This window comes from Vicinamibacterales bacterium (assembly GCA_036496585.1).
Lineage (GTDB): Bacteria > Acidobacteriota > Vicinamibacteria > Vicinamibacterales > 2-12-FULL-66-21 > JAICSD01.
The window spans coordinates 95,225-120,917 of sequence record DASXLB010000039.1; the positions used below are offsets into that span (position 1 = coordinate 95,225).

Below are 25,693 nucleotides of genomic sequence, written 5' to 3' on the forward strand. Positions count from 1 at the left end.
GGGTATGTGCGTGGGTCGCATGCTTCGCGATGGCGACCGCCCTCACGTACGCCCTTCAGCAACCGAACGGTAACGGCGCCATCGTTGGTGTCGTTGTCGATGAGAATCATGTGCCGGTACCACACGCCCGGGTGCTGGTCTTTCCGGCAAACGACGCGCTCGGTGCATCGGCCGGTCTGCAGGGTTTGATCCGGAGCAGTGGGTCCACGTCAACCGATGCGACGGGACGGTTCCGCATCTCCGGTCTCGCTGAAGGCGTTTGCCTGGTCGCCGCGGAGGCAATGCCGGCATTCCCGAACGGCGGGCAGTTGCCAGCGCGCGTCTGGGCGCCCACCTTCTATCCGTCGACCGTCGATGCTTCCAAAGCAACGGCAGTGACCGCGTCGGCGCAAGCGAGTGAGACCCTGACGATAGAGCTCGTGCCGGTCACGCCCGTGCCCCTGAAGGGCACCGTCATGACCGAGTCTGGCCGGTCTGCAGAAGGCTTCGACGTCGGGCTGTTCCACAGCTTCGGAGGCTTCGGAGGCGGGGGGACAGTCGCTGTCGTCGGCGCGAAAGGTTTGTTCGAGATTCCCCGCGTGCCTCCGGGCATGTATGAACTCACGATCGAGCCGCACGCGTCACAGCCGGGTGACGAAGGACGAGAGTTTATCCACCAGGTGATCGAGGTGAGAGACCGGGAGGTCAATCTGTTGCTGACCGCTGGTCCGGGTGCTTCGCTCACCGGCCACGTCGTCGCCGTGCCGGCTGCCGTCGTCACGACACCCATTGGGTTGCGAGTAACCGCGTCGCCCGGCGGCACGGACGGACCATCGTTTCCGGGACGACTGATTGCGTCACCAGTCAACGGCGACTGGTCGTTCAGGATGACGGGGTTGTCCGGCTCGTACGACTTCTTCGCCTCGTCGGATCGAGCACCAGCGATCATCGCCACGCGTGTCGTCGTGGATGGAACCCCGTACCCCGGCAGCACAGGCATCGCGCTCGCGCGGGGCCAGCACGACGCCGTGGTCTATGTCGCGCCACGCGCGGCGCCAGCGCCCGCCGTCAACACGAGGGCCACAGCGGCCGAGCTCGTCCAACAGTTCAGAGACGAGAAAACATTCTGGAAGCAGTTCGAGATCGGGAAGGCCATTGTCGACAAGCACGACGCGAGCGTGCTGCCGGCCCTAACGGACTGGTTGCAGCACCCAGATCGTCATATCCGAGGGAACGTCGCTTTCATCTTCGCCAGCTTCGGCGATTCGCGCGGCCTGCAGACGATCGCCGACGTGCTTTCCGACCGAGGGGAGCGACCGGAGGGGCAAGGGATCCCGGGCGTGACGGGCGACGGCCGATACCATTTCGAGGCGCAAGTTGCCGCAGACCGGTATTACGCTGCGCATCTACTTGGCGACCTCAAAGACTCTCGGGGAGTCGAGTTCCTCGTCCCCCTGCTCGACGATCCCCAAACACAATTTATTGTTCCGTGGTCACTTGAACAAATCGGCGATAAGCGCGCAATTCAGCCCCTTATCGCGGCGCTGGACCGGGAAGATCCATCGATGCGCGTGTATGTGATCTACGCGCTCGAGGCGCTCCACGCAAAAGAAGCGGTTCCGCGCCTTCTGAAGTTGGTCAACGATAATCGGAGGTCGCGGCTCGGCTCCCTCGTCACCGTGTCAGAGGCCGCTAAGGCCGCTATCGCGGCCCTTCGGTAACTCAGCTTGACGGCAGCCGCGAGTCAGGTAGTCAACGGCGACTATGCAGCCAAATCGAAATCGTGTGCTGGGCGAGGCGGCCGCTCCGATCGAATCCATCTTCGGCGCGCTTGCCGGTGAGGTATCCCTGACCATGTCATTGATGCGAGGAGTTCGATTCGGCGGCGTCATTTCGCTCGTCGTCACTTTGGCCACTGCGCCGGCACGAGCGCGGAGCAGGTGCGCCAGATTGGGAGCTTTCACTGGGACACAACGCGTGGTGATGTTCTATTACAACAGCCACCAAGTGATCGCCTGCTCGTGCAGGTGAGAGTCCTGACCGGCGTCACAAACGGGTGCGGGATCGTGGAAATCTCGACCGCTGCCGACTGCGACAATGGAGGCTTGGGTGCTGCTGGACGATGGCAGTGCATTGGAGCAGACACCGAGGCAACCGCCGAAAGGCGCTCCAGCCGTCGGAGTCGGCAACGCCGGAAGCGAGTAATCGTTCGTGATCTTCGGATTTAGATGGAGACCTGAGAATAGAATTGCTGCGGTCGTCGTGAAGATGGAGACCGACTTTCACGTGTTCGCAGTCCACGACGCTAAGAATTGAGGGCGGCGGACCGACCATATCGCTGAGTTTGACGGCGATCTACAGCCGGCGCTATCCTGCCAACATATCGTGGTGCTCTTCGAGCACTCCCTCCACATCGCCCGATGCGGAGCGCGTTGAGGCTGACGACTTAGTCCTCAGTCGGACGCAACACACACAAGAAGATCCGTTGCACTCGTCGCGCTTAGCGCGAGGGGTTGCACACGGACATGACGGCAAGGCCCTCGGCACTCAGTGACGCGTCGAACACGCGCCAGCCGACGGCAACGCCGATCGGCTCGCGATCCAGATCCGAGCCGCTCGACTGTTTCGGGTGGGACCACGACGATTGCTGAGAATCGTCCCCACACCGCTCGGAGCGCACGCTTCAAGCGGATCGATGTCGGCCCGAGGCCCTCATCCGCGCATCGGGTCCCCAACGCGCTGAAATACGCGCGTTGGGGCGAGCGCGAATCCCAAACAACTCGGAATCGCCCGGAACACGGGCGCTCGCGGAGGGACTATGAGGACCTGGTTGACCGTCGCCGAAGGTGCCGAGTACGCGGGCGTCAGCCGCGACACGATCTACACGGCGTGCGAGCGCCGCGAGCTGAACCACGCACGTCTCGCCGGACGCCGCGCAATCCGGTTGAAGACAGCCTGGATCGACAGCTGGCTCGAACGTCACGCGCAAGGAGTGCGCGAAGCGCAGCCCGTCGACGCGCAGACGAGCGGGTTGTGAGGTCGGTCATGGATGCCTGGTCTCACGCCCGCGAATCCGTCACGACCACCGACCGTATCGCGCCTCGCCTCGAGCGACGCCGTTCGCCCGCGCTGCCGATACTGCTGACCCCAGACGAGGCGGCCGACCTGCTTCGCACGACGCGGCGTGCGATCTACGCCATGGTCGAGCGTGGGCAGCTCCCCGGCGTCGTTCGCGTACGTCGACGCGTGCTGATACGCAGAGACGCCCTGCTACACTGGCTGGAACAGAAGTGCGCGCCATCGCCCAAGGAGTAAAGGGCGATGAGCGTGAAAGTGCGACCGTATCGAAACGGCGGTTGGGAGGTGGACATCCAGTTCCGCCTTCCCGACGGCAGGCGTCACCGGGAACGGTGTAAGGCGCCTGTTGAATCGAAATCCGGGGCGTTGCGCTGGGGCGAGGACCGCGAGCGGCACTTGCTGCAACACGGTCCTGCGCCCCCGAAGAAGGAGGTGCCGACATTCGAGGAGTTCGCGTCGAGGTTCCTGGAGGGCTACGCCAAAGCGGAGAGGCACAAGCCGAGTGGCGTAGCGTCAAAGGAGTCGATCCTCAGGATCCACTTGATTCCAACTTTGGGGAATCAGAAGCTCGACGCGATCACGAACGCGCAGGTGCACCGGTTGAAATTGCACCTGCAGGACAAGGCGGCCAAGACGGTCAACAACGTGTTGACGGTGTTAAGCGTTCTCCTGAAAGCCGCGGTTGAGTGGGAGATGATCGATCAACTTCCGTGTTCGATTCGCCTGCTGCCCGTTTCAAGACGCGAAGCGGCGTTCCACGACTTTGACGCCTACGAGCGGCTGCTCGAAGCGTCGATGTCGATCGACTCGCGAACGTACTTGATCGCGCTGCTTGGCGGTGAGGGCGGATTGCGAGTCGGCGAGATCGTGGCGTTGGAGTGGGCGGACATCGATCTCGAACGCCGGCAGATCAGCGTTCGCCACTCGGATTGGCGAGGGCAGCTGACGACGCCGAAAAGCGGGAGGGGCCGGTTCGTGGGCATGACGGAGCGTGTTGCGGCGGCCCTTCGGAAACACCGTCACCTTCGCAGCTCACGCGTGTTGTGCAAGGACGATGGCGAGCCAATCACACGGCAGGGCGCCTGGTCGCGCGTTCGGTACGCGGCGCACCGGGCGAATGTGCCGACGGGCGTCCACATCCTGCGTCACACGTTCTGCTCGCATCTGGTGATGCGAGGAGCCGCGATGCGGTCGGTACAGGAACTGGTGGGGCATCAGGATCTGACGATGACCCAACGGTATTCGCACCTGAGTCCGGCGGCGTTGATCGACACCGTTCGGCTGTTGGAGACGAGAGCGGCCAAATCTCAGCGTGGAGAAATACTGGAGACGGCTGAAGGTCGAGATCGGAAGTTGAAGTCCTAGTACGAGATAAGTGGCTGGGAGGCAGGGATTCGAACCCCGATAACGGCGTCCAGAGCGCCGTGTCCTACCGTTGAACGACCTCCCAACTGGCAGGGGAAACTCCAATTATATAGAGGCCTGCTCGAATCGCGCAAGCACCGCCTAGAATCACCGGCATGACCTTCGGCCGCGCCATGCTGGATCACTGGCTCCTCGACCCCGCCCACACGTATCTCAACCACGGTACCGTCGGTGCCCCTCCGCGCAGGGTGCTCGAGAAACAACAGGCCCTGCGCGACGAGCTCGAGCGCCATCCGTCGCGCTTCCTGCTCCGTGAACTGCAGGCGGAGATGCCGATGCCGTGGCGATCGCAGTCGCGGCTCCGCGAGGCGATCGGCGGCGTCGCCGGGTTTCTGCACGTCCGGCCGGACGACCTCGTGTTCGTCCCCAACGTCACCTACGGCATCAACGCGGTGATCGGATCGCTGCCGCTCGGGGCCGGCGACGAGATGGTCGTCACGGACCTCGCCTACGGCGCCGTGAAGACGACGGCCAAGACGTTCTGCGATCGCGCCGGCGCAACCCTGAAGATCGTCCCGATCGAATTCCCCGTCCGCGACGGCGGCGACGTCGTCGAGGCGATCGTGGCCGCGATCACGCCCCGCACGAAGCTGGTCGTCGTCGATCACGTGACCGCGCAGTCGGCGCTGGTGCTGCCGGTCGCGGCGATTGCGGCCGAGTGCCGCCGGCGCGGCGTCCCGATCCTCGTCGACGGCGCGCACGCGCCTGGATCGCGGCCGGTCGACATCGCGTCGCTCGGCGCCGACTGGTATGCCGCCAACCTGCACAAGTGGGCGCACGCGCCGCGCGGCTGCGGCATCCTGTGGGCCGCGCCGGAGCGCCAGGCGCATCTGCACGCGCCGGTCGTCTCGTGGGGACGCGATCGCGGGTTCCTGCACGAGTTCGAGCATGTCGCCACCAGCGACCCGACGAGCTGCCTCGCGGCCCCGGAAGGCATCGCCTGTCTGACCGACTGGGGCTTCGACGCCTGCGTCCGCTACATGCACGACCTCGCTTGGCGGGCGGCTGAGCGGCTGACCGAGCAGTGGGGGACGCCGTTCACGACGCCGCGGGAGATGGTCGGCGCGATGGTGACGCTACCGCTGCCGGAGGCGCTTGGCAGCACCGACGCCGACGCCGAGAGGCTCCGGCTGGCGCTGCTCGTCGAGGACCGCATCGAAGTGCAGCTCCACGCCTGGCGCGGCCGTCTGTGGACACGCGTCTCGATGCAGATCTACAACGACCTGGCCGACATCACGCGTCTCGGCGACGCCGTCGCGCGGCGCAGCTGAGCACGCCGTCGGACGTCCGAAACGTGTCTGGAGGCGCGCCTCGGCTGGGGCCCGCGGGCACTATGATGATCGGGTGAGTGACATGGAAGACGAAGACTTTGCGACGCTGTTTGCCGCCTCCGAGATGCAGACGAAGCGGTTCCAGACCGGCCAGACGATCACCGGCACCATCGTCGCGATCGGCGCGGCCGAGGCGCTGGTCAACGTCGGCGCGAAAGGCGAGGCCTCGATCGACCGCGGCGAGCTGACCGGCGAAGACGGCACGCTGGCGTTCAAGGTCGGCGATCGCATCGAAGCGACGGTGATGTCGACGAGCGGCGGCATCACCCTGTCGCGCCGGCTGCAGCGCGGCGCCGCCACGGCGCGCCAGATCGAGGACGCGTATCGCGCCGGCCTCCCGGTTGAAGGCAAGGTGGAGGCGCAGGTGAAGGGCGGCTACACCGTGACGATCGCCCGGCAGCGGGCGTTCTGCCCGTTCTCGCAGATCGACACGATCCGGGCGCCGGACCCGGCCGTCCACGAGGGGCGCGTCTATCCCTTCCGCATCACCGAGTACGGCGACGGCGGACGCCGGTTCGTCGTGTCGCGCCGGGCGCTCCTCCAGGAGGATCAGGCGGTCAAGGCCGCCGCCGTGCGTCAGGGGATTGCGCCCGGCATGACGGTGAAAGGCCGCGTCGCCTCGGTCCGCGAGTTTGGCGCCTTCGTCGACATCGGCGGCAATGTGCAGGGTCTCCTGCACGTCTCCGAGATGTCGTGGACGCGCGTCGCCGATCCGTCAGCGGTGGTCAAGCCCGGTGACGAGATCACCGTCCGCGTTCTGCGCGTCGAAGACGACAAGATCGCGCTCGGCCTGAAGCAGTTGACCGAGGATCCGTGGACCGCCGCCGCGGCGGGATTGCAGATCGGGCAGCTGCTCAACGGCACCGTCGAGAAGGTCGAGAAGTTCGGCGTGTTCGTGGCGGTCGCGCCTGGCGTGTCGGGGCTCGTGCCCGCCAGCGAAACCGGCCTGCCGAGGGACGCCGATCTGCGCAAGGCCTTCCCGCGCGGCGCGCCTCTGGACGTGATCGTCCTCGAGATCGACGCCGCCGCCCGGCGGATTCGCCTCAGCAGCAAGGCGGTCGCGGCGGCGCGGGAGGACGCGGAAGTGCGCGACTACGCCGCGCGCGACGCCGCGCCGTCTTCGTCGATGGGATCGCTCGCGGACCGGCTGCGCAGTGCGCTGAAACGGTCAGACGGGGAATAGCCGGTGGCCCACATCGCGGCGTCCGTTCTTCAGGCGATCGGCAACACGCCCCTCGTCAGGCTCACGCGCGTCGTCTCGCCTGGTTCGGCGGACGTACTCGTGAAACTCGAGCTCGCCAATCCGACCGGATCCTACAAGGATCGCATGGCGCTCGCGATGGTCGAGGGAGCCGAAGCGCGCGGCGCGCTCCGGCCGGGTATGCGCGTCGTCGAGTTCACGGGGGGCAGCACCGGCTCCTCGCTCGGCATGGTCTGCGCGGCGAAGGGCTACCCGTTCGTCGTGCTGTCGTCGGACGCGTTCGCGAAGGAAAAGCTTTTGACGATGAAGGCGTTTGGCGCGGACCTGCGGATGGTGCCGAGCGACGGCGGCAGGGTGACGCCGGCGCTCTTCGAGCGGTTTCGGGCGGAAATCAAGACCCTGGCCGACGAGCCCGGCACGTTCTGGACGGACCAGTTCCACAACACCGACGCCTTGGACGGCTACGCGCAGATCGGACGCGAACTGCTCGAACAGACCGGCGGCCGCCTCGACGTCTTCTGCGGTGCCGTCGGCACCGGCGGCATGCTGGCGGGCGTCGCCCGCGCGCTTCGCGGGGCCGGCAGCGGCGCGCGGATTGTCGCGCTCGAGCCTGCCGAGTCGCCGGCGATGACGGCGGGGCACGGCGGCGCGCACCGGGTCGAGGGGATTGCGACCGGTGCGATCCCGCCGCACCTGACCGGCCATCCGCACGACGAGGCGCGCGCGATCGGGGAAGCGGAAGCGCGCACCATGGCGCGACGCCTCGCTCGCGAGGAAGGACTGCTCGTCGGCACGTCGAGCGGTCTCAACATTGCCGCCGCCGTCGCGCTCGCGCGCGAGCTGGGCGAGGGGAAGGTCGTGGCGACCGTCGCGGTCGATACAGGCCTGAAATACCTCGCCGGCGACCTGTTCGCATGACGATCCGGCGGATTGCCCGCCGATGCCGCCTGCCGGCGACCGAACTGGCGTGATCGCAACCGCCGCCGCGAATCGAAGTCGTCAAGGCCAGCGTCCGCTACTGATCCTTCCTCCCGGCCGGTCGGGCCGGCAGTTGCCGCACGCGCGGCAGGCCTCGCGCACGTCGGGATCGCCGAAGTAGCGCAGGATGGTGGCGCGCAGGCAGGCGCGAGTGTCGGCATAGTCGACCATTCGGCGCAGCTTCGTGTGCTCGAGCAGCCTGCGCCGAGCGGCTTCCTCCGAATCCGGCGGCCGCCCGCGGCGATGGGCAGAGTTGTCGCGCTTCGGGCTGTCGATCAGGAACTCGCGCGTCAGCACGTCGCCGTAGTCCCACAGGAGTGTAGCCGTCGCCTGACGGCCGTCCCGCCCGGCCCGGCCGATCTCCTGATAGTAGGCCTCGACGGAACCGGGGATCGCATAGTGGACGACCGCATCGACATCGGGACGGTCGATTCCCATGCCGAACGCATTGGTCGCGCAGACGACCGGCAGGGAGCCGGAGGCGAAGGCATCCTGCACGCGCGTCCGCTCGGCGTCCTCCAATCCGGCGTGGTAGGCCTCGGCGGTGACGCCGGCTGCCGCCAGCCGCGCGGCGGCCGACTCCGCCGTCTTGCGCGTGGCCGTGTAGACGATCGCGCGCCGTCCGCGAACGAGCGACGGCAGCAGCCGGTGCTTGTCCCCCTCGTCCGCCCGCTCGACGCGCAGGAAGATGTTCGGCCGGTCGAAGCCGGCGACGAGCCGCCGCGGCGTCTCGAGACCGAGCAGCGTGACGATGTCGTCGCGCACTTCCGGCGTCGCGGTCGCGGTGAAGGCCGCCACGGGGGGCCGGCCCGCGGCGCCGTCGCTGCGCCGGCAACGGGCGGCAGCCGTTCGCAGGCCGCGATAGTCCGGCCGGAAATCGTGCCCCCATTGCGACACGCAGTGCGCCTCGTCGACGACGAACCGCGCCACCGGGACGTCTCCGATCAGATCGACGAACAGCGACGAGCCGAACCGTTCCGGCGCGACATAGAGGAGATGCAGCTCGCCGGCGCGCGCCGCCGATACGACGGTGCGCCGTTCGCCGGTCGTCATCGTCGAGTGCAGCGCGCCCGAGGGAATATCGCGCCGGTTGAGCTCGTCGACCTGATCTTTCATCAGCGAGATCAGCGGCGAGACGACGATCGTCGTGCCGGGCAGCATCAGCGCCGGCAGCTGGTAGCACAGCGACTTGCCCGATCCGGTCGGCATGACGGCCATGACGTCGTGCCCGTCGACCACGGCCTCGACGATCCGCTCCTGCCCATCACGAAACGCGTCGTGGCCGAATCGCGCGCGCAGCGTCGTTCGCACATCGTCCATCACCGCGGTCTTGCCCATGCCGACGACGATGTCATCGTCGGGACGGCGAATTCAATATCGCAGTTTCTGCTACGCCGCCTGGTCCGCTGGTGGCGGCGGCGGCATCGGGGATAGTCTGCTGGCGTGTTCTCTCATGGCTCCAAGAGCCGGCTGACCGAACGCGATCTCGGCCGGTTTCCGGGTGGAACCCTGTTCGAGCGGATCGCCCGCGCGGTGTGCCGCGCCGGGTGTCTCCCGCGGAAGGAGCTCTACGAGGCGTGGGAAACCGCCCGCCGGGTGCGGCGGGTGTTCCGGGGCGGACGCGTGGTCGACCTTGGCGGCGGGCATGGGCTCGTGGCCGGCATTCTGCTGATTCTCGATGACACCTCGCCGCACGCGGTCGTAACGGATGTGGCAGTCCCCGCGTCCGCTGCGGCGCTGTGGGAGGCGCTCGAGCGCGACTGGCCGCGTCTCTCGGGCCGGGTCGAGTTTCTCGCGGTCGACATGACCCGCGTCCCTCTGTTCCCGGCCGACCTGGTCGTCTCGGTTCATGCGTGCGGCGCGCTGACCGATGCCGTGCTGGCCCGCGCCTCAGCCGTGAAGGCGCGCGTGGCCGTACTGCCGTGCTGCCACGATCGCGCCGGCTGCGATGCCGGCGGCCTTGAAGGTTGGATGGACGTCGCACTGGCGATCGACGCGACCCGAGCGTTGCGGCTCGAGCAGGCCGGCTACCGCGTGCGGACGCAAACGATTCCGGCGGCGATTACGCCGAAGAACCGGCTGCTGATCGCGGGGCCCGCCGAAAAAAGTAACGATGTAATTCCTACTGACGTGAAACAAAACGACAAATCCGTGCGACACTGACACACCACGCACGGACGCGGCTCGACGGTCGGAACCGGTGTTGCATGGGTGCGTGCCGACTACCTTTTGCTGCTGATGCGTGATTCGTTTGGCGCGCGCCTGCGCCTGCACCGTGAACAGAAGCACGTCTCCCTCGGCGAGGTAGCCGAGCAGACGAAGATCAAGGCGTCCCTCCTCGAGGGCCTCGAGCGCGACGACATCTCGCAGTGGCCGGCGGGCATCTTCCGACGCGCCTACGTGCGGGCCTACGCTGCCGCGATCGGCTTCGATCCAGACACCGCCGTCCGGGAATTCCTTGCGGTCTACACCAATCCGGCCGAGACGGCGGAGCCGCCGCCGCCGGCTCCGAGCGGCCTGCGCGGTCTCTTCGAATCGTTCCGCCGCCGGCCGTCGATCGCAATACCGGCGTCGGTGTCCGAATCGGCCAGCGCCGCAGCGGGGAAGCGAATCGTCGAGGACCCTCCCACTACGGCCGTCAAGGAGGCTCCAGCCGAGCCGGTCGAGCCGACCGTGACGGCGCAGGCCGAAGCACCGATGGTCCCGTCCTCGGAGTCCCCTGCGGCCCGGCCCGGTCCACGGGCTGTGGACGCCCCGGTCCGTGCACCCGACGCTGGCCTGAAGGCGGCCGACCTGCTGGCCGCCGCGAGGGTGTGTACCGAGCTAGGCCGGGTCGAAGACGCGGGGCAGATCGTTCCGCTCCTTGGTGAAGCGGCCAAGGTGCTGCGGGCCCGCGGTCTCATCGTGTGGGTCTGGGACAGTGCCGGCGAGGAGTTGAAACCGGCGCTGGTGCACGGGTACTCCGGGAAGGTACGCGCGCGGCTGCGCGGCGTGAGCGCGAGCGCCGACAACCTGACGGCGGCGGCGTATCGCGCCGCGGCGCCGCTCGGCCGGAGCGGCGCGCTCGCGGTGCCGCTCCTGGCGGCGTCGGGATGCGCGGGCGTACTCGCCATCGAAGTAGACAATGGCCGCGAACAGGAAACCGACGTCCGCGCGCTGGCGACCTTCTTCGCCGCGATGCTGACGCAGTTCGTGGCCAGCCCCGCTGCCGAGGCGCGCGAGGTCGACCCGCCCGAGGCTCCTGGCACGCCGGTGCCCGCCGTCTCCGCCGTTCAGCCCCGCTAGGCCCGTCTCTTCCCCTTGTCATTCCAGCCGGCCGGCCGCAGGTCCGGTGGCGCCGATGCGCATTCAGGGTAGGATTCGCCCCCGATGAACGATCAGCCTGGGCGGCGCCGCGTCGAATCGGTCGACCTGTTGCGCGGAACCGTGATGGTGCTGATGGTCCTCGATCACGTCCGCGATTTCTTCGGCGGGACAGCTATCAGCCCGACCAATCTGGCGACCACGACGGTGCCGCTGTTCCTGACGCGCTGGATCACGCACATCTGCGCACCGACCTTCTTCCTGCTGACCGGCACCAGCGCCTATCTTGTCAGCCGGCGCCGGCCTGGCCGCGAGCTGTCCCGATTTCTCCTGACGCGCGGCCTCTGGCTCGTTTTCCTCGACGCGGTGCTCGTCCGCTGTTTCGCGTTTCAATTCAACGTCGACTATCACGTCACCGTGCTCAACGTCCTCTGGGCGCTGGGGTGGTCGATGGTGGCGCTCTCGGCGCTCGTGGCGTTGCCCGTTCCGGCCGTGCTGTGGATCGGCGTCGTGATGATCGCCACGCACAACCTGCTCGATCCGATCCGCCCCGCGGCGTTCGGATCGCTGGCGCCGCTCTGGACCGTGCTGCACGTCCAGGGCTTTCTCGTGAACCGCTCAGGCTTCGTCGTGCTGCTGGCCTACCCGTTGATTCCGTGGATCGGCGTCACGGCGGTGGGCTACGCGCTCGGGCCGATCTTCGCGTGGCCGTCGGAGCGGCGCCGCCGCCTGCTCTGGACGACCGGCCTGGCGCTGACGGTGGCCTTCGTCGCCCTGCGCTGGTTGGACGTCTACGGCGATCCGGTCCGCTGGTCCGTTCAGCATTCGAGCGCGATGACCGTCGTGTCGTTTCTCAACACGACGAAATATCCGCCGTCACTGCTGTTCCTGCTGATGACGATCGGGCCGGCACTGCTGCTCTGGTCTGCCTTCGAGCGCCTGGCGGCCGGCGCGCTGGCGCCCCTCCGCACCATCGGCGGCGTCCCGCTTTTCTACTTCGTCGTCCATCTCTTCGCGATCCACGCGCTCGCCGTTGCCATCTGCGCGCTGCGCTACGGCGGCGTGCACTGGATGTTCGAGTCGCCGGATCTCGGGCATTTCCCGATCAGCGAGCCGCCTGGCTGGGCGCTGGGCCTGCCGCTCGTCTACACGATCTGGATCGCAATCGTTGCGCTGCTCTACCTGCCATGCCGCTGGTATGCGGGCGTCAAGGCGCGGAGCACCCGTGCCTGGCTCAGCTATTTCTGAGCCGCGAGCCGTGCCGCCGCGGCCTTCATCGCCGTTTGCAGTGCGGAGCCGAGGGCGGCGGTCTTCTGTGTGTTGTCGATCGCCTTGGCTTCGACGAACGTCAGTCCCGAGTAGACGCCGACAATCGCGGCATGATCCTTGGCGGTGTCGATCGTTCCGACATAGGCCGGCGTTGCCCAGCCCGCGGCGTCCTGTCCGGCCACCACGCGCTTCTTGCCTTCCCACAGTCCTTTCGCCGCGTCGGCCGAGGCCACCTTCACCAGGAGCACGGTGACGATCCTCTCGCCGTTCTGGAACATGCACGTGGATCCGGTCCCCGTGCTCGTGACGGTAAGCGGCTTCGAGCTGCCGACGAGCATTGCGATCTCCTGGGTCGTGAGCACGTAGCAGGCGGGAGCCGGCGGCGGGGACTGTACGAACAGCGGCGCGAGGGACGCGGCGATCAAGGACAGCGTCAGCATGCCTCATCTTACCGGAGCCCCTGCAGCCCCGGTTTATCAGCGGCGGACGGTGCGGTCCATGAGGTGCTCGAGGCAGGCGGCGGGATCGCTGGTGCGGCCGGTGTGAACCGCCGACGGCTGGATGATCGTGCTGCGCGGCGCGACGAGCCAGCGGAAACGGTTGCGCGCCGGCAGGAGCCCGATCGGGCCGGCCTCGGGACCGCCGCGGCAGACCGCGGGAATGACGTCGAGGTTGGCGCGCAGCGTCGCCAGATCGAGCGCCGGATCGAGCGCGCGCAGGACCGCTTCGTCGATCTCGATGCGGGCGTCGAGAAAGTCGGTGTCGGCGCACGACAGGATGACGCCGACGTTGATCTGCTCGCCACGATCGATGCGCGGTACGACGCGGACGATCGCGTAGTCGTAGGTGTAGTCAGCGGGCACCGGCGGCCTCCTCGACGAAGGCGCGCGGCGCCGCGAGCCGTTCCAGGAAATACCGCCGGTACGGCGCCACGTCGATCGCCCACTCCTCCGGCACCCGGTCCAGCACCGCGTCGATCGCGGCGGGCGTGAGTGCCGCCGCCAGTGCCGCGTCCTCCTCGCGAATCTGTGAGGCGAGGCGCAGCAGCACGTGGTCGCGGATCGCCGGAAACGGCGCCGTCGCCCGAGCCGGCTCGTTCTGCCAGCCGTCGGCATGATGGAAGTACAGCGACGACCCGTGATCGATGAGCCACGGCGTGCGGTGCCACATCAGCATGTTGGTGTTTCGCGCGGTCCGGTCCACGTTGCTGACGAAGCCGTCGAGCCAGACGATGCGCGACGCGAGCGCCGGCGTCAGCGCGTGCACCAGCGGATCGAAGTTCACCGATCCGGGAAGGAAGTCCAGCGCCAGATTGAGTCCGGCGCTGTCGTGGATGAGCGCGTGGATCTCGGGGTCGGGCTCGGTGCGCGCCAGTTCGGCGTCGAGGCGCGCCAGGACCAGTTCCGGCACCGGTAGGCCGAGCGTGCGCGCGATCTCGCCCGAGACCAGCTCGGCGACGAGGGCGAGGACGCCGTGACCGGCGGCGCTGAACTTCAGGACGTACAGCCCTTCGTCGTCTGCCTCGACCAGCCCGGGCAGCGAACCGCCCTCGCGCAGCGGCGTGACATAGCGGGTGACGCTGACGGTTCGCACTATTTCGGCGCGACGTAATTCTTGCGGGCGCGCGGCTTCAGGCTCTTGTCGGTGACGCGGACGTCGATCGAGTGCACCTTGCCGTCGCGCTTCGGCGGCACGTAGCCGAGCAAATACTGACCGTGCAGCTCGTCGGCGACATGTGCGAACGCGGACGAGAGATCCTCGCCGCCGTGGATCTCGAGGTAGCCGCCGCCGGTTTCCTCGGCGACCTTGGCGAGACCGGGATCCGGCAGGTCGTCGAGCATCATCGCGCGCATGTCGGTCTGCCCGTGCGGCCGCTGCCGGCTGCGCATGCCGACGGCGTAGATCATGGTGTCGGCGTCGCGCGCGCGATCGATGACGCCGCCCTGGCTGGGCACGTGGCGGCCGAATCCGCCGATGCCGATCGCGCCGGTGTCCTTGCCGTCGGTCATCACCAGGATCGCGCGGCGCTCGTCCTGCTCCTTGCCGAAGCCGGCGATCGCCTCCTCGAGCGCGTGCCACAGCGGCGTCGGCGCATCGGGGGCGATGTAACGTGGCACGAACGCCCGCAGATCGCGGATGTCGTTGGTGAAAGGCTCGCTGATCTTCACTTCGTGACCGAAGGCGCCGACGCGGACGAGGTCGTCTGGACGCAGCCGCGTGAAGAGCGCGTCCGACGCCTCACGCAGGATCGGCAGGTTGCCTTCCATGCTGCCCGACACGTCGAGCATCTCGATCAGCTTGATCGGCTGGGGTGTGTTGTCGAAGAGCGTCAGTGGCTGCGGCTTGCCGTCGTCACGGAGTTCGAACTGATCCTTGGTCAGCGTCGTGACGAGGCGGCCGTCCTTGTCGAGGACCGTCGCGAAGACGCGCACCAGCTCGCTGCTTCCCCGAAACGTGGAGGGCTGCTGCGGCGCCGCGGACTGGGTGGCCGCGGACGGCGTGGACCACAGACAGCACAGGCCGAGGAGCCCTGCGAGCGGACCGGCGAGGCGGCGGGTCATGTCCCGATTCTATCCCCGGACTCGATACGCGACAGGTGGCGCACCGGCTCCTCGTGGGCGCGACGCAGGGCGATCCGGCGGCGTGCAGGAACGTAAGTCTAGGGCTGCAGTTCGCGCACCGGGCGGACTTCTATCGTCCCTTCGCGCGCCGGCGGGATCTTCGAGGCGATCTGGATCGCTTCGTCGAGGTCGGCGGCATCGACGAGATAGAAGCCGGCGAGGTGCTCCTTCGTCTCGGCGAACGGCCCGTCGGTGATCGCGATCTGGCCATTGCGGACGCGCACGGAGGTCGCCGTTTCGATGGGCTCGAGCGGCTCGGCGGCGAGCAGCTTGCCGCTCAGGCGCAGTCCGTCGCCGCAATTCTTGCACTCGCGATCCGGCACCGCGCTCCACTTGTCCTTGCCGAGATACACCAGACACAGATACTTCATAGTTCGGCGAGCCTCCGCTCGAGATAACGCCGCTCCGGTTCCTGTTTCGTCAGCGCCAGGGCACGCTCGTAGGAGGTGCGGGCGGCGGCTTTCGCGCCGAGCCGCCGGCACAGCTCGGCGCGCGCGGCGTGCGCGGGGCGGTAGTCGGCGAGCTGGCCGCGCGCGAGAATCGCCTCGATCAGCGCGACGCCGGCCGCCGGGCCGTCGCGCATAGCCACCGCGACAGCGCGATTCAGCTCAATGACCGGGGACGGCTCCAGGCGCCCGAGCACGTCGTAGAGCCCGACAATCTCGTTCCAGTCCGTGTCGGCGGCGCGCGGCGCCGTCGCGTGGACGGCGGCAATCGCGGCCTGAACGGCATACGGCCCGACCGGCCTGGCGCGCAGCGACTCCCGCACGAGCTGAAGCCCCTCCTCGATCGAGGCGCGATCCCAGAGGCTGCGGTCCTGATCGTCGAGCAGGATGACCTCCCCCTCGGCGGTCGAGCGGGCGGCGCGCCGCGATTCATGGAGCAGCATCAGCGCCAGCAGGCCGCGCGCCTCGGCTTCGGGAAGCATCTCGACGAGCAGCCGCCCCAGCCGAATCGCCTCCGACGACAGGTCGTGCCTCGTCAACGAGCGGCCCGACGAGGCGGCGTATCCCTCGTTGAACACGAGGTAGATCACCCGCAGCACGGCGCCGAGCCGCTGCGGCAGCTCCGGCGCGTCCGGTACCCGGTACGGAATCCGGGCGCTTCGGATCTTCGCCTTGGCGCGGACGATCCGCTGCGCCAGGGTGGGCGGCGGCGTCAGAAACGCCTGCGCGATTTCTTCTGTGGTCAGTCCGCAGACCTCGCGCAGCGTCAACGCGATCTGCGCGTCGGGCGCGAGCGCCGGATGGCAGCAGGTAAAAATCAGCCGCAGCCGATCGTCTTCCACGCTCTCCTCGTCGGCCCACGCTGCGACATCCTGGACTGGCAGCCGCTCGGTCGCCTGCTGCTCGTCAAGCTGGTCGAAGCGGGCGCGGCGCCGCATCGCGTCGATGGCCTTGAACCGTCCCGCCGAGACCAGCCAGGCGCGCGGATTCGCCGGGACGCCGTCGCGCGGCCACTGTTCGAGCGCCGCCCGGAACGCGTCGTGAAGCGCCTCTTCCGCCGCCTCGAAGTCGCCGAGCAGCCGGATCAACGTCGCCAGCACGCGCCGCGATTCCGCGACGTATACCGCTTTGACCGTCTCGTTGATGGGATCGATCGCCGCCACGGCAGTCGATTGTACCCGGCGCGACGCGACCTCCTTCATGAGGTTGTCGATTGCCGGCCCGCCGGATCGACAAGAGGGTACGCACGGTTAAAAGGTTCGCCGGCCGGCGCGTAAGAGGTATAGATATGGGTATCGTGACCGACCTCCGTTTCGCCTTTCGATCGCTCCTGCGTGCCAGGGGGCTCTCCCTGACGGTCGTCGTGACCCTGGCGCTCGGGATCGGCGCCAACGCCGCCATCTTCAGCGTCGTCCGCGGCGTGCTCCTGCGCCCGCTGGCCAACCGCGACGAGGACCGTCTCATCTATATTCGCCAGAGCGCCCGCGGCGCCGGCGTCGAGAACGCCAATTTCTCGGTGCCCGAGATCCGCGACTTCAAGACGCGGGCGACGACGATCAGCGCGTTCGGCGACTTCTCGACGATTTCGTTCACCATGGTCGGCCTCGGCGAACCTCGGGTCGTTCGCGCCGGCGTCGTCGGCGGCTCCTACTTCGACGTGATGGGTCTGCGAGCCGTCCGAGGTCGGCTGCTCGACGCCACCGACGACGGTCCGAAGGCGGCCGGCGCGGCCGTGCTCACCTACCGCTTCTGGACGACGACGCTCGGCAGCGATCCGACGGTGATCGGCAAGACCATCAGGCTCGGCGACCGCTCGGCGACGATCGTCGGCGTGCTCGAGCCGTCCGTTCCCTATCCGTCGGAGACGGAGATCATCGCCAACGTCGTCACCAGTCCGCACCATCTGTCGGCGACGATGGTCGAAGGGCGCGTCCACCGCATGACGGAGCTCTTCGGACGACTGGCGCCGAACACGACGCTCGGCCAGGCGGCCGCCGAGCTGCGGGCCATCCACGCCGGCATGATGCGCGATCACCCCGAGTCGTACGACAAGAAGGGGGATACGCAGCTCACCGTCGTCCAGCTGCGCGATCAGATCACGTCGCAGGCGCGGACGGTGCTGCTCGTGCTGCTCGCCGCGTCGGGCCTGGTCTTCATCATCGCCTGCTCGAACGTCGCGAACCTGATTCTGGCGCGTTCGGTGCGGCGCCAGGGGGAACTGGCGGTGCGCGCCGCGCTCGGCGCGGGTCGCTGGGCGCTGCGGCGCACGCTGCTCGCCGAAAGCCTCCTCCTGTGCGGCGCTGGAGCCGTGCTCGGCGTGCTGCTGGCGCGTCCGATGGTCTCGGTCCTGGCGCGCTACGCTGCCCGCTTCTCGGTACGGGCGCTCGACCTGACCGTCGACGCGAGTCTGCTGTGGGTGGGCGCCGGGCTCGCGGTCGCCGCGGCGGTGCTGCTGGCGTTCGTGCCGCGGCTGCCGGAATCGGACTCGGCGAACGGCTTTTCGCTCGCCGCCGGCGGCACGCGCGTCACGTCGGGCGCGAACCGGCGCCTGCGGGCGTTCGCCGTGACCCAGATCGCGGCGTCGTTCGTGCTGCTGGCGGGAGCCGGCATGCTGCTCACGACGCTGATGCGCCTCGAGCGGACGCCGACGGGATTCGGCGACATGCACCAGGTGCTGGCGCTGAACGTGCCGGTCGTGTCGTACGAACGGTCGCCGAAGGACGTCGCGCGCCTCTACAAAGACGCGCTGCGCCGCATCGGCGAGCTGCCTGGCGTCGAGCGGGTCGCCGTCGGAACGATCGTGCCGTGGCGCGACGCCGGCGCGTTCGGTCCCGGGTTCCAGTTCTCGGTGCAGGGCTATGCCAAGGAGAATGGCGAGGAGGATCCACGCGCGCGGTTCCGCACCGTGTCGCCGGGATTCTTCGCGTCGCTCGGCGTGCCGATCATCGCCGGCCGTGATTTCTCCGACGCCGATCGCGCCGACAGCGAGCACGTCGTCATCGTCAGCCAGAGCGTGGCGCAGCGGATGTTCCCGAATCAGGACGCGCTGAACCGCTATTTCGTGTGGACGGATCCGGTGATGAAATTCATCCCGATCAGCACCGAGCCCCGGCGCATCATCGGCATCGCCGGCGACATCGACGACGAGAACGTCGTGCCGGGGCCGGCGATGAGCGTCTACCATCCCTTCGAGCAGGAGATCGGCGGCGGCCGCCTCTTCGTGCACGCGCGCACGGACCCCTACGCGCTGGTGCCGCCGATCACGCGCATCATCCGCGACCTGTCCGCCGATCAGCCGGTGGAGCGCGCCGCGACGCTCGACGACGTCCGCGCTGAAGTGCTGGCGCCGGACCGGCTGAACGCGCTGGTGTTCGGCGGGTTCGCCGGCGTGGCGCTGGTGATCGCGATCGTCGGCGTGGCGGGGGTGCTGGCGTTCTCGGTGTCGGCGCGGACGCGCGAGTTTGGCGTCCGCCTGGCGATCGGGTCGACGCCGCGCGAGTTGCTCGGCCGTGTGCTCGGCGAAGGCGCAGTGATCGCGGCCATCGGCATCGCCGCCGGCGCCGCCGGCGGCTATCTGCTGGCGATGGTCGTCCGCGCGTCGGTGCAGGAGATGCATTTGCCCGGCGCCGCGGCCATCGGCGGCGCCGCAGGCCTGCTGGTCGCGGCAGCCGTCCTCGCCTCGCTGATGCCCGCCGCCCGCGCGTCGCGTATCGACGTCGTCCAGGCTCTGCGCGCCGATTGAGGTGACCCCCAGCGTCTTTACCGTCGGACACTCGACGCGGTCCATTGATGCGTTCGCCGCCATCCTGCGGCAGGCCGGCGTGACCCGCATCGCCGACGTGCGTGCGTTTCCGGCGTCGAAGCGGCATCCGCAGTTCAACAGCAGCGCGCTGGCCGCCGCGCTCGAAGACGCCGGGATCGACTACCACCAGCTGCCGGCGCTCGGTGGGCGGCGCACCGCGAAGAAGAGCGGCGCGTCGCGCAACGGGCTGTGGAAGGTCGAGGCGTTCCGCAACTACGCCGACTACGCGGAGACGCCGGCGTTCGCCGAGGCGCTCGACGCGCTCGAAGCGTTGGCGCGCGAGCGGCCGACGGCGTTCATGTGCGCGGAAGCCGTCTGGTGGCAGTGCCACCGGCGGTTGATCGCGGACTACATGCTGGCGCGCGGCTGGATGGTGATCCATCTGCTCGCGCCGGGCAAGCGGCAGGACGCCATCCTGACTCCCGGCGCGGTTGTCGAGCGCGACGGTACGATCGCGTACCCGCCGTCGCAGCCAGGGCTGCTTCCCTGAGGCGTGCGATCGCCGTCGATCTGTCGTCGTATTCCAACGAGCTGGCGATGATCCACACCGTGCTCCGGCGGTTGAACGAGGCCGGGGAAATCGGGATCATCCCGAAGAGCGCCGAGCGTGGGCGCGTCTATCCGTGGTTCTCGGTGGTCAGCTTTCGAAGTTTCTCGATCGCCGGCCGCAGCGATCGACGGCGCCGCCGCATGTCGGCCCACACATCGCCGATGCGCTCGACCCGGGCGGGCACGTTGCCCAGGGTGAATGATTGCGGGCCGACTTCGCCGGAGATCGCCTCCTCCCACGTGCAGGGGGCCGAGACCGGCGCGCCGTTCTTCGGCCGCACCGCGTAGGCGGCGGCGAAGGTGGCGCTGTAGTCGTTGCGCCCCGTGTCGACGAGGATCCGTCCGGCGCGATCGTCCTTGTAGAACTCGAGCGTCAGCTCCCTGGGATGCCGCGACACCAGCAGTCGGCCGACCGCGTGGGCGAAGCCCGCCGCTTTGCCCTTGTCGGTCTTGGCGTCGAGCGGCACGCAGATGTGGAAGCCTTTCGAGCCGGTCGTCTTGATCCAGCTGGGGAGCCCGAGCTCCTCGAGCAGATCGCGGAGGCCGACGGCGGCGGCGCGCAGCAGGTCCGGCTTGCGGTCGTCCGGCGGATCGAGATCGAAGACGAGGATGTCGGCGTGATCGAGATCCGGCACCCGCGACGTCCAGACGTGCGGGGTGATCGTATTCTGGTTGACCACCCACATGAGCGAGCGCACGTCGGTGACGAGCGCGTGGTGGACGACGCCGCCTTTCTTCGGGACCTCGACGCGTTCGAGCCAGGCGGGAAAGCCCTTCGAGACGTCCTTCTGCCAGAAGCCCTTCTTGTCGATGCCGGCCGGGTAGCGTTCCAGCGTCACCGGCCTGTTCCTGATGTGCGGCAGGAGCACCGGCGCGATCGCCTCGTAATAGGCCGCGACCTCTCCCTTGGTGATGCCGTCCTCGGGGAAGAGCACTTTCTCGGGATGCGTGATCACGTGAGCACCTCGAGCAGCCGCGAGTGGCGCAGCTTGCGATGCACGGTCCATTCGATGAACGCTACCTTGACGCGGATCTCGGGCCGCACCCAGTGGGTGCGAAGCCGCGGCAGTCCCTTCGCTTTGGTGAACGGCGTCTTGGGAATCTCGAGCGCCTCGAAACGCCGGCGCAGATCGAGCAGCAGCGTCGTGTCGAAGCCGGTGCCGACTTTGCCGGCGAAGACGAAGTCGTCGGATTCGAACAGTCCGACCAGTAGCGCTCCGAGGCCGACCCGCGCCCCCTGGGGATCGGTGAACCCGCCGACCACCAGCTCGGCAGTCGCCTCGCACTTCATCTTCAGCCACTGCTTCGAGCGGCGGTGTTCGTAGACCGAATCGCGGCGCTTGGCGATGACCCCTTCCCAGCCTTCGGCGCAGGCGCGTTCCCAGGGCGCCGGGCCGTCGAGTGAGGCGACGCGGTGGAGCGGCGGTGTCAGCGGCAGCGCGGCGAGGAGCGCCCGGCGCTCGACGAGCGGCAGCGACGTGACGAGCCGGCCGCCGTGCCAGAGGACGTCGAACACGTGGTAACCGCTCTCGCGATCCCAGGTGATCTCGCCGTCGAGGATCAGATCGTCAACCGGCAGGGCGGCGATATTGGCGGCGAGCGCCGGGATGTTCTGCGGCAGACGGTTGCGCGAATAGAGCCGTACGTCCTCCCCGTGCTTGAAAGCGAGCAGCCGGATGCCGTCGTACTTGCGCTCGAACAGCCACTCCGGCCCGGCGAAGCGCTGCTCGGTGAGCGTCGCCGCCATCGGCGCCAGCCACTCGGGAAAGGGGCTCATCGCGCGGAGTAGCTTACGCGAAGGTGTGGCGCCGCATTCGCCACGCCGGCGCGCGTCACGTTGCGGCAGCCCTCGATCGACAGTTCGTGCAGCGTCGGATGCCGCACCAGGGCCTGGACGCCGGCGTTGGTCAGCTTTTGGCAGTGATGGAGATGGATCCGCTCCAGCGTGAGCATGCGCGACAGGAGCAGCAGGCTTCGATCGGTGATCTGCGTCGACCCTGCGTAGTAGATCTTCAGCCGCAGATTCGCGACGTGTTCCGTCGCGGCGTCGCCGGTGTCGCGACAATACATGCACCACAGCTGCGCGAGGTGCTCGCAGCGGCCGACGTGACGAAAACCCTCGTCGCCGACATCCATCGGCATCAGCGCGCGCAGTGACGGAAAGCGCGGCAGCATCGTGAGCGCGTCGTCATCGACGTTCTTGCAGCTGACGGCGAGACCTGTGAGCGATGGCATCGACGCCATCGCGGTGAAGCCGCGCCCGGTCAGCCCCGGGCATTGCCGTCCCCACAGATACTCCAGGCTCTTCGACGCGCTCAGGCCGGCGAACCCGTCGTCGCCGGCGACCGGCTGCTGCGCCAGCAGCATGCGTAACGCCGGCAGCTGGCCGATCTGCCGCATCGCTTCGTCGTCACACAAATCGCCGTCGATGGCGAGGAACCCGAGATTGGTCAGCGACGCCAGCCGGCCAAGATCGCGGCTCGTCGTCTCAGAAGACGTCCAGTGCACGTTCAAGGCGAAGAGCCCGTCGAGGCCCGCGAGCGACTGGAGCCCGGCGGCGGTGAACGGGCCTTTCACGGCGACGTAGGTCGGGCCGGCATCGAACTCGAGCAGCGAGTACCGCCGTTCGCCGCCGCTCCAATGCTGCAGGCGGGGAATGTCGCGCAGCCGCGCCAGTCCTGCGTCGGTCACGCCATCGCCGCAGAAGACGCGCCACACGCCCGGCTTGCCGGCAAGTGCCTCGATCAGGCCGTCGCCAAGCGGAGTGCCGCCGAAATTCCCATCCTCCAGAGCGTGACAGTCGGCGAGGGTCTGCCTGGCGCCGGCGTCGGTGATCCGCCGCGACCACCAGGCGCCGACCGACCGCAGGCGGGGCAATCCCCGCAGCGCCGCGAAGCCCGTGTCGGTCATCGCGCTGTGCCAGCCGCCGAGCTCGATCCTTTCGAGATCGCGAAACGCCGCGAGGTGCTTCAGCCCCACGTCGGTGACGCGGTCGGACCCGTGCAGCTTGAGTATGCGGACGTGCGGCGCAGCGGCCGCGAGGACTGCCATCGCCTCGTCGTCCAGCATGTTCTGCGCTTCGAGCTCGACGATCCCGCGGTCGCGCATGATGCCGATGATCGTGTCCCAGTCGCGCCGCGACATCGGCTGCTGAATCGACAGGGAGCGCCCCTCGGCGTCGATGCGGTGAAAGGGAGCTGTCGTGCTGAGTCCGGGCGCGTCGGCGCGGCCGCCGGCGTTGGCGCCGGTGCTGGCCATGATGAGCGCGTCCCAGTCCTCGAATCCGTACAGGCGGGCGACGAGCAGTCGCGCGTCGCGCGCCTCGAAGCGCGCCAGGCGCTCGGCGGCGGCGGGCAGATCGACGAGCTGTGCGCCGATGAAGTCGCGAATGCGATCGACCGAGAGCATGCTGTGAAAGAGATCGTTGAGCCGCGCGACGGCCTCCTCGTCGCGGCGGTGGAACGCCGCGACCATGTCGCGCGCAATCCGCTCGTGCTGTGCGACCTCGGGTCGCCTGACCGCCTCGACATGCCGTGCCAGCTTTGGCCAGCTCTCGAAGCCGTAGTCGCGCGCCAGCGCGAGCTGCGCGTCGGCGAGCCTGGCCTCAGGCATCGCGTCGAGCCGTTCCTTGGCCTGTTTGCGGAGCTGCTGCAGCGACGGACGCGGCGGGAGGTCGAGCGGCGTGTCGGACATGGGATCTCCTTTCGAGAGCGCCCGCGTCCGCACGTCAGGCTGAAAGAAGATCGAGATCAGTGGTGCGGCGAACGGCTCAGGTGGGCTCGGCCCTTTCCGCGGACAGGCTGCGTCCTGAAACGCTGGTCGAATCTATCGTTTCTCGATCCACTTCGCAACCACGGTCGTCGGCGTCTGTCTGCGCGTCACGGTTGTCATGTTTCTCAGGGCCGGTCTGGACGGCGCCGTCGTTCCTAGAGAACCTGCCGCGAATCCTAAAAACTTCCTAAAATGTCCCCGGCATGCAGATGGGACCATCACTGGAGGGACGCGCCGCGCTCGTCACCGGCGGGGCGACGGGCATCGGACGGACGATTGGGCAATGCCTGGCGCGTGAGGGGTGCCGTGTCGCGGTCAACTACATCGGCGGCCGCGAACAGGCCGACGAGGCCGTGCGCGAGCTGCGCGAGCTCGGGGTCGCCGCGATGGCGCTCGAAGCCGATGTGCGCAGCGCGATCGAGGTCCGGGCGATGTTCGCCGCCGCGGTCGACGCGTTCGGTCGGCTCGACGTGCTCGTCAACAACGCCGCGGTGCAGACCGACGGGGCGTTCCTCGACGTGACGGAATCCGACTGGGACCGCGTGATCGACACGAACCTGAAAGGCACCTTTCTCTGCACGCAGGCCGCCGCGCGTCACATGACCAAGTCCGGCGGGTCGATCGTCAACATCGGGTCGGGATGCAACTACGTCCCCTTTCCGACGCTCGTCGCCTACACGGCGAGTAAAGGCGGCGTCGAGATGCTGACGAAGGTCGCGGCGCTGTCACTCGCGCCGCAGCAGATTCGCGTCAACTGCGTTGCCCCCGGTGCGATCCTCGTCGAGCGCACCAGCCGCGAGCTATCGGACTACGCCGGGCAGTTCGCGCGGATTACGCCGATGGGCCGGGTCGGCCTGCCGGAAGATGTCGCCGCAGCGGTGGTGTTCCTGGCCACCGATGCCGCCCGCTTCATCACCGGGCAGACGATCAGCGTCGACGGTGGCCTGTTCATGCAGCCGCCGCGGCTCACGTGAGCCCCTCTTGGTCCAGGAAGCGCTTCGTCCAGTGCAGGCTCGTCTCCACGTCCTCGCGCTCGCGCGCGACGGGGTCCTCCGCCCCCTCAACCACGTACGGCCTGCCGCCGTCGGCCAGCGCTTCGAATCGATCGAATTCCCACGCCGGCATGGCGCGATAGGCGTCCCAGAAGCCGGCCTCGCGATGGCGGTGCACGGTCGGCGCCGGGATGACGATGATCTCGAGCGAGAGCGCGCGGCCAGGGCAGCGTTCGACGAACGCGCGAATCCAGCCCGCGATGTCGATGTTGCCTTCGCCCATCCGCGTCCAGGCGACAGCGGTCCCGTCGCGCACGCGCCATACGCGGCTGTCGCGCACGTGGCTGGTGAGCACGTAGGGCGCCAGCGTTTCGAGCGTCAGGTGCGGATCCTCGATCGCCCAGAGCGGGTTGCCGGCGTCGACGCAGACGCCGACGAAGTCGGGACCCGCCTGCTCGACGAGCGCCTTCAGCTCGCGGGCCTGCAGATCACCGGCGTGGTTCTCGATCGCCAGCTTCAGGCCGGCGTCGACCACTCTCGAGCGCACCGATCGCAGCACGCCGATTGCGTCGTCGATCCGCTTCTCGATGCCGCCGGGCAGCCGGCGATCCTCCATCCGCCCGACCACGCAGCGCACGAACGGCGAGCCGAGCATTTGTGCGGCGGGCAGCATCGCGGCGATCTGTTCCGCGGCGGCCCCCTTCGACGCGTCGAAGATGCCGGCGCTCGGGCAGATCGACAGCATGCCCAGCTCGAGCTCGATGCCGAGCGCGTCGGCGTGCGCCCGGACGCGCCGTATATGATCGGGCGCGAGGCCGCCGAGCAGCCTGATCTCGCTGTAGTGCGCGACGCCGGCGCCGAAACGGGCGGCGAAGTCGAGCTGCTCGAAGGGACTCCATCCCTGCGAACGCAGGCTGAACATGTCGAGGCCCAGGCGCATCGCCACAT

At 68.3% G+C, this 25,693-nt stretch carries 23 protein-coding genes and 1 tRNA gene; 12 read left to right on the forward strand and 12 right to left on the reverse strand.

From position 1 onward, the window contains the following. Window positions 1-29: 29 nt before the first annotated feature. The 3 genes from VGI12_12740 (at window position 30) to VGI12_12750 (ending at window position 4,422) form a co-directional block, all read left to right on the forward strand. Complete coding sequence (locus tag VGI12_12740) at window positions 30-1,700, forward strand: hypothetical protein (GenBank protein HEY2433535.1); 1,671 nt, start codon at window positions 30-32, stop codon at window positions 1,698-1,700. A gap of 1,097 nt (window positions 1,701-2,797) precedes the next feature. Next, the gene (locus VGI12_12745; protein ID HEY2433536.1) at window positions 2,798-3,016 is read left to right on the forward strand and encodes a helix-turn-helix domain-containing protein; all 219 of its coding nucleotides are present in this window, start codon (window positions 2,798-2,800) and stop codon (window positions 3,014-3,016) included. Window positions 3,017-3,300: 284 nt separating this feature from the next. Next, window positions 3,301-4,422, forward strand: coding sequence for a site-specific integrase (locus tag VGI12_12750; protein HEY2433537.1), 1,122 nt, complete (start codon window positions 3,301-3,303; stop codon window positions 4,420-4,422). Between the two features lie 11 nt (window positions 4,423-4,433). Here the strand turns inward: VGI12_12750 and VGI12_12755 are convergent. Continuing rightward, window positions 4,434-4,507: transfer RNA gene (locus tag VGI12_12755), tRNA-Gln, on the reverse strand. 70 nt (window positions 4,508-4,577) lie between these two features. Here VGI12_12755 and VGI12_12760 point away from each other — a divergent pair. From VGI12_12760 to VGI12_12770, 3 genes are all read left to right on the forward strand, one after another. After that, window positions 4,578-5,753, forward strand: coding sequence for an aminotransferase class V-fold PLP-dependent enzyme (locus VGI12_12760; protein HEY2433538.1), 1,176 nt, complete (start codon window positions 4,578-4,580; stop codon window positions 5,751-5,753). An 82-nt stretch (window positions 5,754-5,835) separates the two neighbouring features. Continuing rightward, entirely contained in the window at window positions 5,836-6,996 is a 1,161-nt protein-coding gene (locus tag VGI12_12765; GenBank protein HEY2433539.1) for a S1 RNA-binding domain-containing protein, read from the forward strand. 3 nt (window positions 6,997-6,999) lie between these two features. Beyond that, the gene (locus VGI12_12770; protein HEY2433540.1) at window positions 7,000-7,932 is read left to right on the forward strand and encodes a cysteine synthase family protein; all 933 of its coding nucleotides are present in this window, start codon (window positions 7,000-7,002) and stop codon (window positions 7,930-7,932) included. Window positions 7,933-8,013: 81 nt separating this feature from the next. Here the strand turns inward: VGI12_12770 and VGI12_12775 are convergent, their stop codons facing one another. Then, on the reverse strand, window positions 8,014-9,330 hold the full coding sequence (locus VGI12_12775; protein ID HEY2433541.1) for an ATP-dependent DNA helicase RecQ: 1,317 nt from the start codon (window positions 9,328-9,330) through the stop codon (window positions 8,014-8,016). A gap of 105 nt (window positions 9,331-9,435) precedes the next feature. Here VGI12_12775 and VGI12_12780 point away from each other — a divergent pair, with 105 nt between their 5' ends. The 3 genes from VGI12_12780 to VGI12_12790 all read left to right on the forward strand — a co-directional run bounded on the left by VGI12_12780 (window position 9,436) and on the right by VGI12_12790 (window position 12,543). Beyond that, the gene (locus VGI12_12780) at window positions 9,436-10,155 is read left to right on the forward strand and encodes a methyltransferase (protein HEY2433542.1); all 720 of its coding nucleotides are present in this window, start codon (window positions 9,436-9,438) and stop codon (window positions 10,153-10,155) included. A gap of 75 nt (window positions 10,156-10,230) precedes the next feature. Then, window positions 10,231-11,277 carry a helix-turn-helix domain-containing protein gene (locus VGI12_12785; protein ID HEY2433543.1) on the forward strand — a complete coding sequence of 349 codons (1,047 nt, stop codon included), beginning with the start codon at window positions 10,231-10,233 and terminating at the stop codon, window positions 11,275-11,277. A gap of 84 nt (window positions 11,278-11,361) precedes the next feature. Next, entirely contained in the window at window positions 11,362-12,543 is a 1,182-nt protein-coding gene (locus tag VGI12_12790) for a heparan-alpha-glucosaminide N-acetyltransferase domain-containing protein (GenBank protein HEY2433544.1), read from the forward strand. On the opposite strand, the gene VGI12_12795 is transcribed toward VGI12_12790, so the two are convergent. From VGI12_12795 to VGI12_12820, 6 genes are all read right to left on the reverse strand, one after another. Next, complete coding sequence (locus tag VGI12_12795; protein HEY2433545.1) at window positions 12,534-13,004, reverse strand: hypothetical protein; 471 nt, start codon at window positions 13,002-13,004, stop codon at window positions 12,534-12,536. The two genes, VGI12_12790 and VGI12_12795, sit on opposite strands and share 10 nt — an antisense overlap. 36 nt (window positions 13,005-13,040) lie before the next feature. After that, a complete protein-coding gene (locus VGI12_12800) occupies window positions 13,041-13,427 on the reverse strand; it encodes a DUF3037 domain-containing protein (protein HEY2433546.1) in 387 nt (128 codons plus the stop codon). Then, window positions 13,417-14,157, reverse strand: a complete 741-nt coding sequence (locus VGI12_12805; protein ID HEY2433547.1) for a HipA family kinase — start codon at window positions 14,155-14,157, stop codon at window positions 13,417-13,419. The genes VGI12_12800 and VGI12_12805 overlap by 11 nt, the downstream gene beginning before the upstream one ends. Then, a complete protein-coding gene (locus VGI12_12810; protein ID HEY2433548.1) occupies window positions 14,157-15,125 on the reverse strand; it encodes a VWA domain-containing protein in 969 nt (322 codons plus the stop codon). Before VGI12_12810 ends, VGI12_12805 begins: the two co-directional genes overlap by 1 nt. A 98-nt stretch (window positions 15,126-15,223) precedes the next feature. Further along, complete coding sequence (locus VGI12_12815; protein HEY2433549.1) at window positions 15,224-15,556, reverse strand: YciI family protein; 333 nt, start codon at window positions 15,554-15,556, stop codon at window positions 15,224-15,226. Further along, the gene (locus VGI12_12820) at window positions 15,553-16,833 is read right to left on the reverse strand and encodes an RNA polymerase sigma factor (GenBank protein ID HEY2433550.1); all 1,281 of its coding nucleotides are present in this window, start codon (window positions 16,831-16,833) and stop codon (window positions 15,553-15,555) included. Before VGI12_12820 ends, VGI12_12815 begins: the two co-directional genes overlap by 4 nt. A gap of 86 nt (window positions 16,834-16,919) precedes the next feature. Here VGI12_12820 and VGI12_12825 point away from each other — a divergent pair, with 86 nt between their 5' ends. Together VGI12_12825 and VGI12_12830 are read left to right on the forward strand one after the other, a co-directional pair. Then, on the forward strand, window positions 16,920-19,373 hold the full coding sequence (locus VGI12_12825) for an ADOP family duplicated permease (GenBank protein ID HEY2433551.1): 2,454 nt from the start codon (window positions 16,920-16,922) through the stop codon (window positions 19,371-19,373). A 1-nt stretch (window position 19,374) separates the two neighbouring features. Further along, entirely contained in the window at window positions 19,375-19,923 is a 549-nt protein-coding gene (locus VGI12_12830; protein ID HEY2433552.1) for a DUF488 domain-containing protein, read from the forward strand. Between the two features lie 127 nt (window positions 19,924-20,050). On the opposite strand, the gene ligD is transcribed toward VGI12_12830, so the two are convergent. Genes ligD through VGI12_12845 form a run of 3 tightly spaced genes read right to left on the reverse strand, consistent with a single transcriptional unit; the run spans window position 20,051 to window position 23,675 of the window. Then, window positions 20,051-20,938 (reverse strand): non-homologous end-joining DNA ligase, encoded by an 888-nt coding sequence (ligD, locus tag VGI12_12835; GenBank protein HEY2433553.1) that lies wholly within the window; start codon window positions 20,936-20,938, stop codon window positions 20,051-20,053. Beyond that, complete coding sequence (locus VGI12_12840) at window positions 20,935-21,759, reverse strand: hypothetical protein (protein ID HEY2433554.1); 825 nt, start codon at window positions 21,757-21,759, stop codon at window positions 20,935-20,937. The genes ligD and VGI12_12840 overlap by 4 nt, the downstream gene beginning before the upstream one ends. After that, on the reverse strand, window positions 21,756-23,675 hold the full coding sequence (locus tag VGI12_12845; protein ID HEY2433555.1) for a hypothetical protein: 1,920 nt from the start codon (window positions 23,673-23,675) through the stop codon (window positions 21,756-21,758). Before VGI12_12845 ends, VGI12_12840 begins: the two co-directional genes overlap by 4 nt. Before the next feature lie 281 nt (window positions 23,676-23,956). Here VGI12_12845 and VGI12_12850 point away from each other — a divergent pair, with 281 nt between their 5' ends. Continuing rightward, window positions 23,957-24,727, forward strand: a complete 771-nt coding sequence (locus tag VGI12_12850; protein HEY2433556.1) for a 3-oxoacyl-ACP reductase family protein — start codon at window positions 23,957-23,959, stop codon at window positions 24,725-24,727. Here VGI12_12850 and VGI12_12855 read toward each other — a convergent pair. Then, window positions 24,720-25,685 carry a TIM barrel protein gene (locus VGI12_12855; protein HEY2433557.1) on the reverse strand — a complete coding sequence of 322 codons (966 nt, stop codon included), beginning with the start codon at window positions 25,683-25,685 and terminating at the stop codon, window positions 24,720-24,722. The genes VGI12_12850 and VGI12_12855 overlap by 8 nt on opposite strands. Window positions 25,686-25,693 lie beyond the last annotated feature (8 nt).

What these genes read in the sequence shown, in the direction of transcription:
- VGI12_12740 (HEY2433535.1), top strand. Translation starts at nt 30, where the DNA reads ATGGCGACCGCCCTCACGTACGCCCTTCAGCAACCGAACGGTAACGGC.
- VGI12_12760 (HEY2433538.1), top strand. Translation starts at nt 4,578, where the DNA reads ATGACCTTCGGCCGCGCCATGCTGGATCACTGGCTCCTCGACCCCGCC.
- VGI12_12775 (HEY2433541.1), bottom strand. Translation starts at nt 9,330, where the DNA reads ATGGGCAAGACCGCGGTGATGGACGATGTGCGAACGACGCTGCGCGCG.
- VGI12_12850 (HEY2433556.1), top strand. Translation starts at nt 23,957, where the DNA reads ATGCAGATGGGACCATCACTGGAGGGACGCGCCGCGCTCGTCACCGGC.
- VGI12_12820 (HEY2433550.1), bottom strand. Translation starts at nt 16,833, where the DNA reads ATGAAGGAGGTCGCGTCGCGCCGGGTACAATCGACTGCCGTGGCGGCG.
- VGI12_12845 (HEY2433555.1), bottom strand. Translation starts at nt 23,675, where the DNA reads ATGTCCGACACGCCGCTCGACCTCCCGCCGCGTCCGTCGCTGCAGCAG.
- VGI12_12855 (HEY2433557.1), bottom strand. Translation starts at nt 25,685, where the DNA reads ATGCGCCTGGGCCTCGACATGTTCAGCCTGCGTTCGCAGGGATGGAGT.
- VGI12_12840 (HEY2433554.1), bottom strand. Translation starts at nt 21,759, where the DNA reads ATGAGCCCCTTTCCCGAGTGGCTGGCGCCGATGGCGGCGACGCTCACC.
- VGI12_12810 (HEY2433548.1), bottom strand. Translation starts at nt 15,125, where the DNA reads ATGACCCGCCGCCTCGCCGGTCCGCTCGCAGGGCTCCTCGGCCTGTGC.
- VGI12_12750 (HEY2433537.1), top strand. Translation starts at nt 3,301, where the DNA reads ATGAGCGTGAAAGTGCGACCGTATCGAAACGGCGGTTGGGAGGTGGAC.
- VGI12_12785 (HEY2433543.1), top strand. Translation starts at nt 10,231, where the DNA reads ATGCGTGATTCGTTTGGCGCGCGCCTGCGCCTGCACCGTGAACAGAAG.
- VGI12_12795 (HEY2433545.1), bottom strand. Translation starts at nt 13,004, where the DNA reads ATGCTGACGCTGTCCTTGATCGCCGCGTCCCTCGCGCCGCTGTTCGTA.
- VGI12_12790 (HEY2433544.1), top strand. Translation starts at nt 11,362, where the DNA reads ATGAACGATCAGCCTGGGCGGCGCCGCGTCGAATCGGTCGACCTGTTG.
- VGI12_12815 (HEY2433549.1), bottom strand. Translation starts at nt 15,556, where the DNA reads ATGAAGTATCTGTGTCTGGTGTATCTCGGCAAGGACAAGTGGAGCGCG.
- VGI12_12825 (HEY2433551.1), top strand. Translation starts at nt 16,920, where the DNA reads ATGGGTATCGTGACCGACCTCCGTTTCGCCTTTCGATCGCTCCTGCGT.
- VGI12_12765 (HEY2433539.1), top strand. Translation starts at nt 5,836, where the DNA reads ATGGAAGACGAAGACTTTGCGACGCTGTTTGCCGCCTCCGAGATGCAG.
- VGI12_12745 (HEY2433536.1), top strand. Translation starts at nt 2,798, where the DNA reads ATGAGGACCTGGTTGACCGTCGCCGAAGGTGCCGAGTACGCGGGCGTC.